General features: G+C 66.9%; 16 protein-coding genes. 10 read left to right on the top strand and 6 right to left on the bottom strand.

The genetic code is table 11. The features are described from left to right. The first annotated feature begins 120 nt into the window (after nt 1-120). The 3 genes from A5760_RS01405 (at nt 121) to A5760_RS01395 (ending at nt 2,715) form a co-directional block, all read left to right on the top strand. The gene (locus A5760_RS01405; protein ID WP_064877306.1) at nt 121-393 is read left to right on the top strand and encodes a WGxxGxxG family protein; all 273 of its coding nucleotides are present in this window, start codon (nt 121-123) and stop codon (nt 391-393) included. 247 nt (nt 394-640) lie between these two features. Beyond that, nucleotides 641-1,210: a hemerythrin domain-containing protein gene (locus tag A5760_RS01400; RefSeq protein ID WP_064877305.1), complete on the top strand. Its 570-nt coding sequence runs from the start codon at nt 641-643 to the stop codon at nt 1,208-1,210. A gap of 29 nt (nt 1,211-1,239) precedes the next feature. After that, entirely contained in the window at nt 1,240-2,715 is a 1,476-nt protein-coding gene (locus tag A5760_RS01395; protein WP_064877304.1) for a protein adenylyltransferase SelO, read from the top strand. 2 nt (nt 2,716-2,717) lie between these two features. On the opposite strand, the gene A5760_RS01390 is transcribed toward A5760_RS01395, so the two are convergent. From A5760_RS01390 to A5760_RS01375, 4 genes are all read right to left on the bottom strand, one after another. After that, nucleotides 2,718-3,545 carry an LLM class F420-dependent oxidoreductase gene (locus A5760_RS01390; RefSeq protein ID WP_064877303.1) on the bottom strand — a complete coding sequence of 276 codons (828 nt, stop codon included), beginning with the start codon at nt 3,543-3,545 and terminating at the stop codon, nt 2,718-2,720. Nucleotides 3,546-3,624: 79 nt separating this feature from the next. Then, the gene (locus A5760_RS01385) at nt 3,625-4,035 is read right to left on the bottom strand and encodes a DUF4267 domain-containing protein (protein ID WP_064877302.1); all 411 of its coding nucleotides are present in this window, start codon (nt 4,033-4,035) and stop codon (nt 3,625-3,627) included. Nucleotides 4,036-4,093: 58 nt separating this feature from the next. Next, nucleotides 4,094-4,366: a hypothetical protein gene (locus A5760_RS01380; RefSeq protein WP_064877301.1), complete on the bottom strand. Its 273-nt coding sequence runs from the start codon at nt 4,364-4,366 to the stop codon at nt 4,094-4,096. 11 nt (nt 4,367-4,377) lie between these two features. Beyond that, nucleotides 4,378-4,974: a TetR/AcrR family transcriptional regulator gene (locus tag A5760_RS01375; RefSeq protein WP_064877300.1), complete on the bottom strand. Its 597-nt coding sequence runs from the start codon at nt 4,972-4,974 to the stop codon at nt 4,378-4,380. A gap of 98 nt (nt 4,975-5,072) precedes the next feature. Here A5760_RS01375 and A5760_RS01370 point away from each other — a divergent pair, with 98 nt between their 5' ends. From A5760_RS01370 to A5760_RS01360, 3 genes are all read left to right on the top strand, one after another. Beyond that, complete coding sequence (locus A5760_RS01370) at nt 5,073-6,077, top strand: oxygenase MpaB family protein (protein WP_064877299.1); 1,005 nt, start codon at nt 5,073-5,075, stop codon at nt 6,075-6,077. Between the two features lie 69 nt (nt 6,078-6,146). Then, nucleotides 6,147-6,650 carry an RNA polymerase sigma factor gene (locus A5760_RS01365; protein ID WP_064877298.1) on the top strand — a complete coding sequence of 168 codons (504 nt, stop codon included), beginning with the start codon at nt 6,147-6,149 and terminating at the stop codon, nt 6,648-6,650. Continuing rightward, on the top strand, nt 6,647-7,261 hold the full coding sequence (locus A5760_RS01360; protein ID WP_064877297.1) for a methylated-DNA--[protein]-cysteine S-methyltransferase: 615 nt from the start codon (nt 6,647-6,649) through the stop codon (nt 7,259-7,261). Before A5760_RS01365 ends, A5760_RS01360 begins: the two co-directional genes overlap by 4 nt. Before the next feature lie 48 nt (nt 7,262-7,309). Here A5760_RS01360 and A5760_RS01355 read toward each other — a convergent pair whose 3' ends face one another. Then, on the bottom strand, nt 7,310-7,711 hold the full coding sequence (locus A5760_RS01355; protein WP_064877296.1) for a DUF732 domain-containing protein: 402 nt from the start codon (nt 7,709-7,711) through the stop codon (nt 7,310-7,312). 184 nt (nt 7,712-7,895) lie between these two features. Between A5760_RS01355 and A5760_RS01350 the strand changes: the two genes are divergently transcribed. The 3 genes from A5760_RS01350 (at nt 7,896) to A5760_RS01340 (ending at nt 12,024) form a co-directional block, all read left to right on the top strand. Then, nucleotides 7,896-9,353, top strand: a complete 1,458-nt coding sequence (locus A5760_RS01350) for a phospholipase D-like domain-containing protein (RefSeq protein WP_064877295.1) — start codon at nt 7,896-7,898, stop codon at nt 9,351-9,353. An 81-nt stretch (nt 9,354-9,434) separates the two neighbouring features. After that, the gene (locus A5760_RS01345; protein ID WP_064877294.1) at nt 9,435-10,286 is read left to right on the top strand and encodes a phytanoyl-CoA dioxygenase family protein; all 852 of its coding nucleotides are present in this window, start codon (nt 9,435-9,437) and stop codon (nt 10,284-10,286) included. A gap of 175 nt (nt 10,287-10,461) precedes the next feature. Next, on the top strand, nt 10,462-12,024 hold the full coding sequence (locus A5760_RS01340; protein ID WP_064877293.1) for an LCP family protein: 1,563 nt from the start codon (nt 10,462-10,464) through the stop codon (nt 12,022-12,024). Between the two features lie 7 nt (nt 12,025-12,031). On the opposite strand, the gene A5760_RS01335 is transcribed toward A5760_RS01340, so the two are convergent. Continuing rightward, entirely contained in the window at nt 12,032-13,600 is a 1,569-nt protein-coding gene (locus A5760_RS01335; protein WP_064877292.1) for a serine hydrolase domain-containing protein, read from the bottom strand. A gap of 220 nt (nt 13,601-13,820) precedes the next feature. Between A5760_RS01335 and A5760_RS01330 the strand changes: the two genes are divergently transcribed. Next, nucleotides 13,821-14,483, top strand: a complete 663-nt coding sequence (locus tag A5760_RS01330) for a M15 family metallopeptidase (protein ID WP_082279295.1) — start codon at nt 13,821-13,823, stop codon at nt 14,481-14,483. The last annotated feature ends 8 nt before the right edge of the window (nt 14,484-14,491 follow it).

Genomic DNA, 14,491 nt, shown 5'->3' with positions numbered 1-14,491 from the left:
CCTCGCGACGTTACGGCCATCGGTCGGCGTCGCTTTCTGCGGAGACTAGAGCACCCTGGTCCCGAAACGCGTGTCGATCGGCCATCTGGGCTCGACCGAGCAAACCCATTAGGAGTAGAAATGCGTAGGACCATTGCAATCGTTTCGGCCACCGGAGCACTGCTGTTCGGCGGAGCTGGTGTCGCCAATGCCGCCAGTCCGAGTGCTCCCACGCCGTCGTCCACCACAACGACGTTGGCGGACAACAACAATGACCAGCACAACGATAAGACCGGGCTGTGGGGCCTCGTGGGCCTCCTGGGCCTGGGCGGACTCGCCGGATTGATGCGCCGGAAGGACGCGGCCGCTGGCACCGGCGTCGGGCCCACCACCACTCGGAACCGCGGCGTCTAAGCCGCTCGCCCTACCCCCCAGATCCCCGTCGGACGCTGCGCAGCTGACGGGGATCTGGCTGGGCGGTCGACGCAGAGGTACGAATACGTTGTGCCGCAAGGGGTCCTGATTCCAGGACTGGGCGCCTCAGAGCGTCGTGTGCAGCGAGGCGCCGTTTGGCCATTTGTGCAGCGGGTATGACTCGGACAAGCCGCACTCAGCCCACAGTGCGCAGTCCCAATTCCTGAAGTCATTGGAGGTATCGGCGATGGCAGACCTCATTGTCGAATCACCCGACGAAGTTGTCGCATTCCTGAAAGCGCAGCACAACCTCATCGAGGACATGTTCGACCAAGTGCTGCACGCGACGGATCCGAAGGCGCGTGAAGAGCCGTTCGCGACGTTGCGTCAGCTGCTGGCCGTCCACGAGACGGCCGAGGAAATGGTGGTGCATCCGCGCGTGCGGCGGGAGGACGGTGAGGCCGGCGACGCCATCGTCGACGCCCGCCTCCAAGAGGAGCATGAAGCCAAGGAGTTGCTGTCGGCGATCGAGAAGCTCGACATCACCTCGAACAAATTCATCGCAGAGCTCAGCAAGCTGCGCGAAGCCGTGCTCGAGCACGCCCGGCAGGAGGAGGACGAAGAGTTCCCCATCCTGAAGCGCAAGGTCGACACCGACGACCTCAAGCGAATGGGGACGGCAGTGCGCGCCGCCGAGGCCATCGCTCCGACGCGCCCCCACCCCGGTGTGGAGTCGGCGAAGCTGAACTTCGCGCTTGGGCCGTTCGCGTCGATGCTCGACCGCGCCCGCGACCTCATCGGCAAAGCCCTCGGATAGCGCCTTCGGGTTTCCGTAGGCTCGATGAGATGAGCGTTGCCCCGGATACCACGGTTGCTCTCCAAGACCGGTTCTCCCGCGAGTTACCGGAGATGGCGGTCCGCTGGCAGGCGGAGACGTTCCCCGACCTGCAGCTGCTGATGCTCAACGAGCCGCTGGCCGAGTCGCTGGGCCTCGACGCGGCCTGGCTGCGCGGACCCGACGGGCTGCGCTTCCTGGTCGGCAACTCGGTGCCCGACGGGGCCACCCCGGTGGCCCAGGCCTACGCCGGTCACCAGTTCGGCGGCTTCGTTCCGCGATTGGGCGACGGGCGTGCCCTGCTGCTCGGCGAACTCGCCGACGGCGACGGGCGGCTGCGGGACATCCACCTCAAGGGTTCCGGTGCCACGCCGTTCGCCCGCGGCGGTGACGGCCTGGCCGCGGTGGGGCCGATGCTGCGCGAATACATCGTCAGCGAGGCGATGCACGCGCTGGGCGTGCCGACGACACGATCGTTGGCCGTGGTGGGCACCGGCCGCCCGGTCCATCGCGAAGAAACGCTGCCGGGTGCCGTGCTCACTCGCGTGGCCAGCAGTCATCTGCGGGTGGGCAGCTTCCAGTTCGCCGCGGCCACCGGAAACGAGGACCTGCTGCGCCGCCTCGCCGACCACGCGATCGCCCGCCATCACCCCGGCGCCGCCGAGGCGGACAACCCATACCTCGCCCTGTTCGAAGCGGTGGTTGCCGTCCAGGCGTCGCTGATCGCGCAATGGATGCTGATCGGATTCGTCCACGGCGTGATGAACACCGACAACACGACCATCTCGGGTGAAACGATCGACTACGGGCCGTGCGCCTTCATGGAGGCCTACGACCCCGACACCGTCTTCAGTTCGATCGACTTCTGGGGACGCTACGCCTACGGCAACCAACCGGTCGTCGCCGGATGGAACCTCGCCCGCTTCGCCGAGACGCTGCTGCCGTTGTTCTCGGAGAACACCGAGGAGGCCATCGCGCTCGCGGAGCAGTCGTTCGGTGTTTTCCAGACCCGCTACGACGCCGTGTGGGGCTCCGGGATGCGCGCCAAACTCGGCCTACCCGACGGCGTCGACGCCGAATTCGCCACGGTGCTGGTCGAGGAACTGCTTCTGCTGCTCAAGCAGAACCACGTCGACTACACCTCCTTCTTCCGCGGGCTCGGCCAGGCGGCGCGTGGACATGCCAAATCCGATGCCGAACCCGTGCGCGGATTGTTCGTGGACCTCGCCGGCTTTGACGCGTGGCTGACGCGTTGGCGGGCGCTGGGTCCCGACGCCGAAACGATGGATCGCACCAACCCTATCTACATTCCTCGCAACCATCTGGTCGAGGAGGCGCTGGCCGCCGCGACGGCCGGCGAGCTCGGCCCATTGGAGCAACTGCTCGCCGCGGTGATGGACCCCTATACGGAGCGGGCCGGCCTCGAACGCTACGCCACGCCCGCCCCGGAGGACTTCGGCAAGTATCAGACCTTCTGCGGCACTTGAGCTTACGACAGCTTGGCGAGCTCGGTCCGCAAGCCGTCGAGGCGTTGTAGCGTCTGATCGCGAGGCTCGGTCGGCAGGTCCACCAACAGGTGCTGCACACCCAGCTCGCGATAACCCTCGAGTTCTTTGGCCGTCGGCTTGCCGCCGTGGAAGTGGATCACCGGCACGTCCCGGCCGGCCACCTCACGCAATTGCTCGAGCGGAGAAGACAACTCCTCTGCCGACCCCGTCATCGACAGCCAGCCCGCGTTCAGCCGGGCGATGCGCTTGAAGCCGGCCGGTCCGCCGCCGAGGTAGAGCGGCGGATAAGGCTTCTGGACCGGCTTGGGCCAACTGTAGATCGGGTCGAAGTTCACGAATTCGCCGTGATATTCCGCCTTTTCGTGCGTCCAGATCTCGATCATCGCGTCGAGCCGCTCGTCGACGACGCGCCCGCGAACCGAGGGTTTCACGCCATGGTTGGCGATCTCCTCACGCAGCCAGCCGATTCCCACGCCGAATCGAAATCGCCCCTGCGACACCAGATCCAGCGACGCCACCTCCTTGGCCGTGTGGATCGGATCGCGCTGGGGCACCAGGGCGATCCCGGTGCCCAGGACGAGCCGCTCGGTGGCGACCGCCGCGGCGGTCAGTGCCACGAAGGGATCCAGCGTGCGGTAGTACTTCGGCGGAATCGGGCCGCCGCTCGGATACGGAGTCTTCGCGTCGACCGGGATGTGCGAGTGCTCGGCGAGAAAGACCGATTCAAAACCGCGCTGCTCGAGCGCCTCCCCCAACTCCGCGGGACCAATGCCGTCGTCGGTAACAAATGTCAGCACACCGAAACCCATGACGCTCAGTCAACAGCATCACCGCTGGCCTGTCACCGCGAGCTTGGTCCGGCGGCCACCTCGGGCCGGATACCTCAGCTCAAGGCGTTGGTTCTTCGGTCACCGCCCGGGGTGCGCGGCGCTTGGCCGGACGTACCGCGCCCCAGAGGCCCGCGGCGACACCGACAGCGGCACCACCCAGGCCGATGATCTGCTGGGAGGGCTTCATCTCGCTGTGCACGCTCATCCCGCCGACCAGGTCGGCCACGTCGGCACCCGCGGAGGCCAGGAACCAGCCGCGCGTGTTCTTCCCGCGCAGCGCCGCCGACGCGAGCAGGACACCGATCAGCGCGTCGCGGTAGCCCATCGACCGCAACAACAATTGCGCCGTCGGTGCCGGCTCGTCCGGGTCTCCCCACAACTTGTTCGCCCGTAGCGGGTCGACGAGGAAGGAAACGCCAGAGGCAAGTCGGATGGTGCCCGCAAGAAGGCCGAACCGGTCGATGGACATGGTCTGAGAGCCTAGGAGCAAACCGTCCGATCGTGCACGCATTCCACCCCAGAGTCGCTCACGGCGCCGGGCAGGAATCTGCGATCTGCAGCGAAGCCGGCCACAGCACAGTGGCCACCCCGAAGGCCATGGCGTCGGCGCCGGTGGGCGCCACGGCCTCTATCCGCGCCTGAATTCGCTGGGTCTGCTCGGGGTGAAAAGCTGTCCACGCGAACCCGATACACAGGTATGGGATCAACAACCACAATCCCAGCTCGATCAGCCCGCCGACGCTGATCTTGCGCCCGAGAACGCGCCGGACCGGGCCCATCGCGTGTTCGATTCCGCCCATAACCGCACTCCCTACCGCAGCACCAGTTTCAGCGCGTAGTCGACGACAACATCGAGATCAGTGCCCAGATGGCCGGCGAGCCACTGCTGCGCGAGCTCGGCCATGGCGCCCGTGTACAGGGCGGCCGCGACCTCGGCGGCCACCGGATCGGAATCGGGGTTGAGGCGCCAGCCTTCGGTGAGCACGCCCGCGCGCAGCATGTCCTGCGTCGCGCGGCGCCGGGCGGCCAGCACCGGGTTGGTGCGCGCGTCGGTGAACAGCACCCGGCCGCGGCGCGGATCGGCGGACGAGAAGCCCAGCACCGCCGCGATGCCGGCCCGGGTCCGGGCACCGAGCGAATCCCCGGCCTGCTCGATGGCGGACTCGATCACTTCGCCGAGCTGATCACTCACCCGGTCGTAGACCGCACCGAGCAGATCGTCGGTGTCACCGAAACTTTCGTAGAAGTACCGCGTGTTCAGCCCGCATTCGCGGCACACCGAACGCACCGAGACGGCCGCCTCACCGCCACTGCCGAACAGTCGATAGGCGGCCTCGACCAGCAGCGCACGACGCTCGGCGCGGCGGTCCTTGAGCGGTATACCGGCCCACCGGGTGGGACTCGACATCCCTACAGCGTAAGTCGCGATCGCGCGGGTCTTGTCACACCTGTAGCCAAAACTTATTCTGGTTACAGCCGTGACCAGAAGTTTCGAGGGAGTACGCCGTGTTTCTGCCACACCAGATCGTCGGGCAGCTGATCAACAAACGGTTGGACGACAACATGCGGCGGTACTTTTTCCGCGGCATGGAGTTCGCCGCGCCCGTCGGCGACCCGGGCTGGTTCGGCCCCGACAGCGCCGTGTGGCGCGTGCACTCGCACTTGCCCGCGCTGATCTTCGGCCTGCAGTGCGCCGCCTTCATGGAGACCCTGGACCCGTCGATCTACTGGATGGGCATGCACCACTCGCGACTGATCAAGCGGGACAGCAACGGAAACCCGATATCGCAAGTGCCCCAGATCGATCCCGAAGGCGCCGCGACACGTCTCGGCCACTCGGTGGCGTTCTTCATCGGCACGGCATATGGGTCAACGGAAACCGCTGAGCGCCTGGCGAAATCGGTGCGCGCGATGCACCACACCATCAAGGGCACTCGTCCCGACGGCGCCCGCTACGACGCCGACGACCCCGACTGGCTGCGCTGGAACTATGCGACCGTCGTCTGGGGCCTGGCCACCGCGCACGAGCTCTATCACCCAATGCCGTTGCGCGGCAAGAAACTAGACCGCTACTACGGTGAGTTCGTCCGGGTGGGGCACGCGCTGGGAGGCACCGACCTGCCGACCACCAAGGCCGAGACGCTCGAGTGCCTGGAGTCCTACTTGCCGAAACTCGCTGTCACCCATGGCAAAGCGATGGGCACCGGCCCCAACGTCCCCATGCCGCAGGCTGCAGTCGACTGGGCCATCCGCGACACCATGCCGAAATGGGCGAAACAGATGCTGCAGCACCGCGACTGCAACATCGTCGAACGCACCGCCCGTCGCACCGCGGTGTGGTCGATCATCAACGGGATCAACGCCGCATCCGGCCCCGCGCCGGAATTCCGGCAGGCCCAGGCCAGGGTCAAGGGCGGCACCACGGTCCCCCACACCCTGCCGACCTACGTGCTCGGCACCGATCGGGTTCGCAGCCGCTCCGAGGTGGAGCGCAGCTTCCAGTCCGTCTAGTCGCTCCACCCGCCGGTGTTCGACACTGGGGACATCTCACAAACTTTCCCGGCGAAACGTCTACACAGCGTGACAGCCAAACGACCGTTCGAGGCGGTGGTCGCCGACCACGGCCCCGCCGTACTGCGGGTATGCCGCGCCATCATCGGGCCGGTCGACGCCGACGACGCCTGGTCGGAGACCTTTCTGTCCGCGTTGCGCGGCTACCCCGACCTGCCCGCCGACGCCAACGTCGAGGCCTGGCTGGTCACCATCGCGCACCGCAAAGCCATCGACCTGACCCGGGCCCGGGCGCGACGCGCGGTTCCGACCGACGACGTGCCCGAGACCGCCGGCCCGGCAGAGCCCGACAGGGACGACGACCTGGCCGACGCGCTGGCCCGGCTGCCCGCCAAGCAGAAGCAGGCGGTGGCCTACCACTATCTGGCCGGCCTGCCCTATTCCGAGATCGCCGCCATCCTCGGCGGCAGTACCGACGCCGCCCGGCGCGCCGCCGCCGACGGCATCGCCACCCTCAGACGCACATACCCCGGCGTCGCCGCCGGCACGACCGGGACAGGAGAACACCGATGAGCAACGAACACGAATTGACCCGCGAGCTGGCGCAGATCACCGACGCCACCGCCAACGACCTGGGCGCACTGCACGCCCGGCTCGCCACCGCCGCGCAAGCCGAGGGCCTCCTCGACATCGCCTACCGCATCGTCGACAGCCCGGTCGGCGCCTTGCTCATCGCGGCCACCGAACTCGGCCTCGTTCGGGTCGCCTACGCCAGCGAGGGGCACGACACCGTCCTGCAAAGCCTCGCCAACAGGATCAGCCCGCGCATCCTGCTCGCACCCGGCCGCCTCGACACTGCCGCAAGGCAACTCGACGAGTACTTCGCCGGTAAGCGCCGGGACTTCGGCGTGCCGCTGGACTGGCGGCTCTCGGGCGGATTCCGCAACACGGTGCTTCGTCACCTAGCCGAGATCGGCTACGGCCACACCGCGAGCTATGCGGCGGTGGCCAAGCTGGCCGGCAATCCCAACGCGGTTCGCGCCGTCGGCAGTGCGTGTGCCACCAATCCGCTACCGGTCGTGGTGCCCTGCCACCGCGTGGTGCGCAGCGACGGCGCGATGGGCGGCTACCTCGGGGGCGTGGAAGCCAAACGCATCCTGCTCACCCTCGAGGCCGCGGCCTAACGGGCGAATCCCGTTGCAGCACAACCCGACCGCGGCCCGTACCGGCCGCTAGGCGGCGCCCGGCGTGAAGATGGGAATGTCGATGACCGGCAATGGTTGCTGCGTCGGCGCGGGCTGCGGTGCCTGGTTGACGTGCTGCCCCAGATGCTGGGGACAGTAGGCGCTCGCCGCGATCATGGTGAACTGGGCGGCGCCGTCCACCGTGAACCCCGGATTACTCGACGACACGCTCTTGATCACGTCGACCTGGGGACTGCCCTCGTCCATCAGTTGGCACGCCCGTTTACCCACTCCTACGGCCGCAGCCGGGTCCTGATAGGTGATGCCCGCCTGGTTGAGCGCGGCGATGAAGCTCGCATCGGGTCCCGAAGTGCCGACCGGGTCGGCGTACGCGGGCGCGGCCACACCGGCGAGGGCGACGCAGCCCGCAAGCACTAGCAGCATTCGCATCGCTTCATCCTCATATAAGTCGGCGCCCTTGTCCTGCCGAGCCCCTCCGGCAGTGCATAACGACGGCAAACGCGCACGTTGTGCCGCCGGGCGCCGGTTCCGCACGAATCCTGACACTCCGGCCCTACGTGGTACACAGTGGCTATGTCCGCGCTGTCCCAGCAGCATCGTTGAGAGCCCCCGCGTGCACGACGATCGACTCCTGACTCCCGGCCAGACCTGCTGGCGCACGGCACGGGCCGACCGGTTCGCCGCCATCATCGACGCGGCCGACTACTTCAAGCACGCCAAGGCCGCGATGCTGCGCGCCCGCCATCGGATCATGCTGATCGGCTGGGACTTCGATACCAGGGTGACGTTCGAGCGGGGCGAGAAGACACTTCCCGGACCAAACCAGCTGGGCGCGTTCCTTTATTGGATGCTGTGGAAACGGCCGGGCCTGGACATCTACCTGCTGAAGTCCAATCTGCGTCTGCTGCCGGCCTTCGACGGCATCTGGTTCGGCCTCACCCCGGTGTCGCTGCTGAACCAGATCAGCAGCAGGCGAATGCATCTCGCCATTGACGGCGCCCACCCGATCGGCTCTGTGCATCATCAGAAGATCGTGGTCGTCGACGATGCGGCGGCGTTCTGCGGCGGCATCGATCTGACGCTCGAACGGTGGGACACCCGTGCGCACACGCATGACAACCATCACCGCCGCACGGCGGGGCGCAGCTATGGGCCACGACACGACGTCGGCCTGGCCGTCGACGGTGCGGCAGCTCGGGCCCTTGGCGAGCAGGCCCTGACCAGGTGGCAGACCGCGACGAAACGCTCGTTGCCGCCGGTTGAGGCCAAGCACAGCACCTGGCCCAGCAAGCTGGAACCGAACCTGCGCAACGTCGACGTCGGAATCGCGCGCACCGTGCCCGAGCTCGAAGGCCGCTCCGAGGTCAGGGAGGTGGAGGCGCTCAACCTGGCCGCCATCGCGGCGGCGCGTCACACCATCTATGTGGAGAACCAATACCTGGCATCCCGAACCATCGCCAGGGCGCTGGCCGCGCGGCTGGGCGAGGAAGACGGTCCTGAGATCGTCATCGTGCTGGCCCGCAGAGGCAACAACCCGCTCGAGCGCGGAACGATGGACAGCGCCCGCCACCGCCTCATCCGGCTGCTATGGGAAGCCGACGATCATGGCCGGCTGGGCGTCTATTGGCCGGCGACCGACGGGGGCACGCCGATCTACGTCCATTCCAAGGTGCTGGTGGTCGACGATCGGCTGCTTCGCATCGGCTCCTCGAACTTCAACAACCGCTCGATGGGGTTCGACAGCGAGTGCGACGTCGCGATCGAGGCGCAGCCGGCCAATTCCGAACATGACGACCTGCGCCGCGAAATCGCCGCGGTGCGAAGCGAATTGATGGCAGAGCACCTCGGCGTTTCGCTGGGCGAGTTCGAAGACGCGATCGGCGAACACCGGTCGGTGCTCAAGGCGATCGAGGCACTTCGCGGAGAAGGCAAGACGTTGCGGCCCTTCACCGAGCGGACCGTCGCCAACGAGGCGGGCCCGCTGGCCGAGAACGACCTGATGGATCCCGACCACGTCCCACGGTCGCTGACCCGCAGTGTGCAACGGTTCATCACCGGCCTTCGGGGTTGACCGGTCGGTGATTTGGGTGTGGGTTGAGCCGAACTCGGCCTAGTGTGGGCAGAAGTGCCAGTGGACTAAGGACGAGCACCGATGAGCATCGACGACGACGCCTTCACCACGCTGGAGGACCTGCGGGGCGACCTGGCGCAGCGGTACAAGCGGACGCCGACCGGTGGAAGTGCGGTGGACAGCGCGGTCGTCGAGGCCGACATGGCCGCACTCGATCGTGACGGCTACGTCATCTGGGAGAACCTGCTGACCGCCGAGCAGTGCTCGCAGATCCGAAAGGTCGTGCGCCCTTCGCTGCGGCACACGGGACGCAATTCGTTCGAGGGCCTGCGCACCCAGCGCATCTACAGCGTGCTGAGTAGGACCCGGGCGTGCGATCGGCTGGTCGATGACCCGCGGGTGCTGGCGGTACTCGATCGGCTGCTGATGCCCAACTACCTGCTTTCGGCGTTGCAGGCCATCAACATTCAGCCCGGCGAGGCCGCGCAGCTGGCGCACCACGACGACGGCTTCTACCCGATTCCGCGCCCCCGGGAACCGCTGGCTGCAGCGACGATCTGGGCGATCGACGACTTCACCGCCGACAACGGCGCCACAATCGTCTACCCGGGTAGCCACCGCTGGGGCAAGCGCCGGCCGGGCCCCGACGATCAGGCGCTACCCGTCGTGATGCCCGCCGGCAGTTGCGTCTTTTTCGTCGGCACCCTCTGGCACGGCGGGGGTGTCAACGACACCGACCGCGAGCGCCTCGCCGTCACCGCCCAGTACTGCCAACCGTGGCTGCGGCCGATGGAGGCCTACACCCTGTCGATATCGCGCGACATCGCGCGGGCGGTGTCCGATGACATTCGCCGGATGCTGGGGTACAGCATCCATCCGCCGTTCGTCGGTAACGTCGACGGTCTGCATCCGTTGCGGCTGTTGGAAAGTTGAGCCGCGGCCATAGCAGGCGTCCGATCAACCGACGATGCGCTCGGGCAGTCCCGGTTTGAAGCGCCGCTACCTGGCTATTCTTGGTTCTGTCATGACGCGTCGAGCGGGCCCGCCCGGCGAAGAAGCAGATTCACCGACGGCCGGGCCCCGGAATCGCTTGCACCGCAACCACAGGATGGTGGCCGGTGCCAAGGTGGTGGCCGCGTTGATATCCCTGGTGGTGGTCGCCGTCATCGGCATCGCTTGGCACGCCTACCTCAGCGCGTCGGCGGGCATCACCAAATCCGAGGCATTGGCCGGTGAACCCGCATCGACCGGAAGCGACCAGAACATCCTGATCATCGGCCTGGATAGCCGCCGTGACCAGCACGGGCAGCCGCTGCCGCCCGACATCTATGACGCGCTGCATGCGGGCAACGAGGATTCCGCTGACGGCGATTCCGACGCGCTCATCGTGGTGCACCTGCCGGCCGGCGGCGGTGCGGCCACGGCGATCTCGATCCCTCGCGACGATTACGTCGATCTGGCCGGATGCCCAACCTCGGATTGCCACGGCAAGATCAAGGAGGCCTACAGCTACGCCTACCAGCGGGTGATGTCCGGCCACGGCTCCGCAGGCTCGCAGCCGAATCCGACGCCGCTGCAAGGGCAAGACGCGACGGCGAAAGAACAGGCGGCGCGAGAGGCGGGCCGCAAAGCCGAAATCAGCACCGTCAAAAGTCTTCTGCAGATTCCGATCGATCACTTCATCGAAGTCACCCTGGCCGGCTTCTTCCAACTCGCCCGGGTGGTCGAACCGATCACGGTGTGCCTCAGTGCGGATACGTCGGACCGGTACTACTCCGGTGCGGACTTTCATAAAGGCGTCCAACAGATCAGCGCAACTCAGGCGTTGGCCTTTGTCCGGCAACGCCGCGACCCCAACGACGCGGCGTTTACCGACCTCGATCGAAGCCGGCGCCAGCAGGCCTTCATCGTCTCGGTGGTCAGCGCGATGCGCCGCGGCGGAACGTTGTCGGACCCCACCAAACTGCATGCCCTGTTGGGGGTCGCCAAGCAGAACGTCGCCGTCGACGCCGGTTTCGACTTTGACGAATTCATTCGTAATGCGTTGGCATTCCCCAATAGACCGGTGGTGCTGTACACAATGCCGGTCACCAGCTTCGGTCAACTCTCAGACGGCGCCTACGTGAACTTCATCGACATACCCACCATCCGCTCCATCGTGCACAACCTGGTGGGCGCCGATTCGTCTACCGCACCCTCGACCAGCAGCCCCACCACGGCAGCGGAACCGGAGAGCGGCACGCAGAACACCTCCGGCAGCGTCGCGCTCGACGTCGTCAATGCCTCGGGCCGCCAAGGTGAGGCGGCAACTGTCCAAATGCTTTTGGCGACCGGGAAATTCAGTGAAGGCAAGGTCAGCACGGCCGACTCCACCACCGAGACGAGCACTATCACCTACGGGGCCGGCGCGAAGGTGGCGGCCACCGAGCTCGCCGACCAGTACGACATAACGGCGACCGCATCCGACAGCGTCGCCCGCAACACGGTGCGGCTGACCGTCGGGACCGATTTCTCCCGGTTCGACCAGACCCGCAATTCCACGTCGGAATCGCCGACCGCTACCGCCACGGCACCCGTCACCACCGTGCCCGCCACCGGCGCCGGCACGCAGCAACCCGCCGTTACCAACCTCTCGCGCATGACCGCCGACGGCATTCCCTGCGTGAAATGACAAGGCGCTACGGTGTTTTCCGTGGGGCAGGCGTCGAGATCGGTGGCGCCGCGCCGTAAAGCTGCAAAGCCTGCGCCGCGGCCGTGGCCACCGCACCCCGGAGGTGCGAGATCGGCGGGCTGCCCCGTAGGTGGATCGAGTTCGAGAGCAGAATGACGTAGGTATTCGAACCTGGGTCCATCCACAGCGTGGTTCCGGTAAATCCGGTGTTGCCAAAGCTGCCGACGGGAAAGACCGTCCCGCGCGGCCTGGAGAAGGCCGTGTCGATGTCCCAGCCAAAACCAAACAGGCTTTGCCCTTCGATCGCCGGATAGGTCGGAGTGTGAGCCCGTTGAGCAGCACGGTTTGCCGCTACAACTTGTTCGGCGGTATGGCCGGGCTGCTGAGGAGTCGTCATCAGCTCGAGAGTTTCTGGCCGCAAAGGAAACTCACTCGGGCGGTCGGCCAGCCGGTCAAGCAGCGCCTGCGCAAAGATGCTGACATCGTGCGCCGTCGAGAACATGCCGGCATTGCCCGCCACTCCGCCCATCCGGCGTGCCGTCGGGTCATGCACCGTACCCCGAAGCAGGGCAAAGAAATCCGGATTCTTGCCGGGGTCGTCCCTGCTTTCCTCGTCGCGCGCCGTGGGTGCGATGCGTGGCAGCAGGCTGGTGCTCCAGGTCCCCGCGGGACAAGTCATCGGCTCGCCTCCCGCCGGCGCGGGGGCCCAGGCAACCGCCGCTCCTCTAGTCGTATGGGGCCCGCAGGCATTGGCCACGGGAAGGTAGCGGGTGTCTCGCAGGCCAAGCGGCGCAAACACATTGCGTTGGACGTAGGTGTCTTCGGGCTCGCCCGTGGTCTTCTCGAGCAGCGCGCCCAGCAGGATGTAGTTGATGTCGGAGTATCGGAAAAGCTCACCCGGACCCGACTGCAGCGGCGTGGTGAGCGCGCGATGAATGCCTTCCGCCTTGTCGGGTCCGCCCAGTCCCCACGGGTCCGCCAGGCTTACGTCGATTCCCTCGCCGGACATGTTGGTCAGCAGCATGCGCACCGTGACCTGCGCCCGCCGTGGATCGTTCGTCGTATTGAAGTCGGGCAGATATTTCTGCACCGGATCGTCGAACGCCACCTTGCCCTGTTCGTAGAGCTGCATGATGGCGACCGCCGTTGCGAGGCACTTGGTCAATGACGCCATGTCGAAGATGGTGTCCTCGGTCATCGGCTCCGCGGGTGCGGGCGATCCGTCCAGCCCCGGTTCGCCCGCGAGCTTGCGCGACCCGTACGCCTGGCGGAAGACGACGTTGCCGCCGTGGCCGACCATCACCACGCCGCCCGGCAATCCGCCTGCCGCGATCGCGTCGTTCATCAGCTTGGAGATGGTCGCGAACTCGGGTGCGGGAGCCGCAGCAGGCGCCGCAACGGGCGCCGGCGTCGGCGCGGGCGTCTGCGCGGGCAGCTGTGGACGGTCGGCTACCGGTGTGCGTGCCGTGAAGGTCCACGGAGAAACCGCGATGAGGGCGAGCAATACGATTGCGACCACGACCGACTTGCGTAGCCAGGATGGCCAGAACTTCCACCCGCCACTGACTACCGGCATATGGCAAGAGTAAGTCGGCGGCCCGGCCGCATCCAGTAGGCTTTCGGCTTCTCCGCAAACGGACTGCTGCGCACAAGATTAGGAGCGGCCTGCAGTAGCGTTGGCGCCGGACCTGTCTCGCGACACCCGGTCGCGACGGTCTTGTCGCGATGGAGCAAGCGGTGAGGACCCATCCCCAGTGACCTCCGGCAGGCGGTGGGTCGCCGTGCTGGCGGGCACGATGGCGGCCGGGGCCACGTTGACGCAATGCACCGCCGCGCCGGCACCCCCTGCGGCCAGGCCATCGTCCACCGCGTCATCGGCGGCCGGCCCGTCGTCGGCGCCCACCGCTGGCAACGTTCGCTCGGTCACCGCCGCGGAGCTCGGTACGAGCTGGCGGCCGGGCTGTCCGGTGGACCCCGCGCAGCTACGACGAGTCGAGGTTGACCACGTCGGTTTCGACGGCCGGACCCATCGCGGCGAGCTGATCGTGCACCAGGACCTGGTGCCGGAGGTCATCACGGTCTTCGCGCAGCTCTACCGAGTGGGATTTCCCATCGAGAAGATCCGTACGGCGGACCGCTACCCGGCCGCCGACGACGAGCTCTCGATGGAGGACGACAACACGTCGGCGTTCAACTGCCGAGGCATCCCGGGGAGCGAGCACTGGTCGCAACACGCCTACGGTCGGGCCATCGATCTGAACCCACGTCTCAACCCGTGCATGTACGCCGACGGCACTTTCCAACCGCACAACGCGGCGGAGTATCTGGACCGCAGCCGCAGCGACCCGGGGCTCTTGCACGGCGAGGACCCCGGCGTGCGCATTTTCACGGACCGCGGGTGGCGGTGGGGCGGCCACTGGACGTCGCCCGTCGACTACCAGCACTTTGAGCGACCGTGAGCCGGGCC

The organism is Mycobacterium colombiense (genome assembly GCF_001665835.1).
Lineage (GTDB): Bacteria > Actinomycetota > Actinomycetes > Mycobacteriales > Mycobacteriaceae > Mycobacterium > Mycobacterium colombiense_A.
Note: the sequence above shows the minus strand (reverse complement) of the source record. Positions and strands in the feature narration are given on the sequence as shown.

Bases quoted from the DNA above. Each gene is read 5' to 3' on its own strand.
- A5760_RS01405 (WP_064877306.1), top strand. From the start codon at position 121: ATGCGTAGGACCATTGCAATCGTTTCGGCCACCGGAGCACTGCTGTTC.
- A5760_RS01400 (WP_064877305.1), top strand. From the start codon at position 641: ATGGCAGACCTCATTGTCGAATCACCCGACGAAGTTGTCGCATTCCTG.
- A5760_RS01395 (WP_064877304.1), top strand. From the start codon at position 1,240: ATGAGCGTTGCCCCGGATACCACGGTTGCTCTCCAAGACCGGTTCTCC.
- A5760_RS01390 (WP_064877303.1), bottom strand. From the start codon at position 3,545: ATGGGTTTCGGTGTGCTGACATTTGTTACCGACGACGGCATTGGTCCC.
- A5760_RS01385 (WP_064877302.1), bottom strand. From the start codon at position 4,035: ATGTCCATCGACCGGTTCGGCCTTCTTGCGGGCACCATCCGACTTGCC.
- A5760_RS01380 (WP_064877301.1), bottom strand. From the start codon at position 4,366: ATGGGCGGAATCGAACACGCGATGGGCCCGGTCCGGCGCGTTCTCGGG.
- A5760_RS01375 (WP_064877300.1), bottom strand. From the start codon at position 4,974: ATGTCGAGTCCCACCCGGTGGGCCGGTATACCGCTCAAGGACCGCCGC.
- A5760_RS01360 (WP_064877297.1), top strand. From the start codon at position 6,647: ATGAGCAACGAACACGAATTGACCCGCGAGCTGGCGCAGATCACCGAC.
- A5760_RS01355 (WP_064877296.1), bottom strand. From the start codon at position 7,711: ATGCGAATGCTGCTAGTGCTTGCGGGCTGCGTCGCCCTCGCCGGTGTG.
- A5760_RS01345 (WP_064877294.1), top strand. From the start codon at position 9,435: ATGAGCATCGACGACGACGCCTTCACCACGCTGGAGGACCTGCGGGGC.
- A5760_RS01340 (WP_064877293.1), top strand. From the start codon at position 10,462: ATGGTGGCCGGTGCCAAGGTGGTGGCCGCGTTGATATCCCTGGTGGTG.
- A5760_RS01335 (WP_064877292.1), bottom strand. From the start codon at position 13,600: ATGCCGGTAGTCAGTGGCGGGTGGAAGTTCTGGCCATCCTGGCTACGC.
- A5760_RS01330 (WP_082279295.1), top strand. From the start codon at position 13,821: ATGGCGGCCGGGGCCACGTTGACGCAATGCACCGCCGCGCCGGCACCC.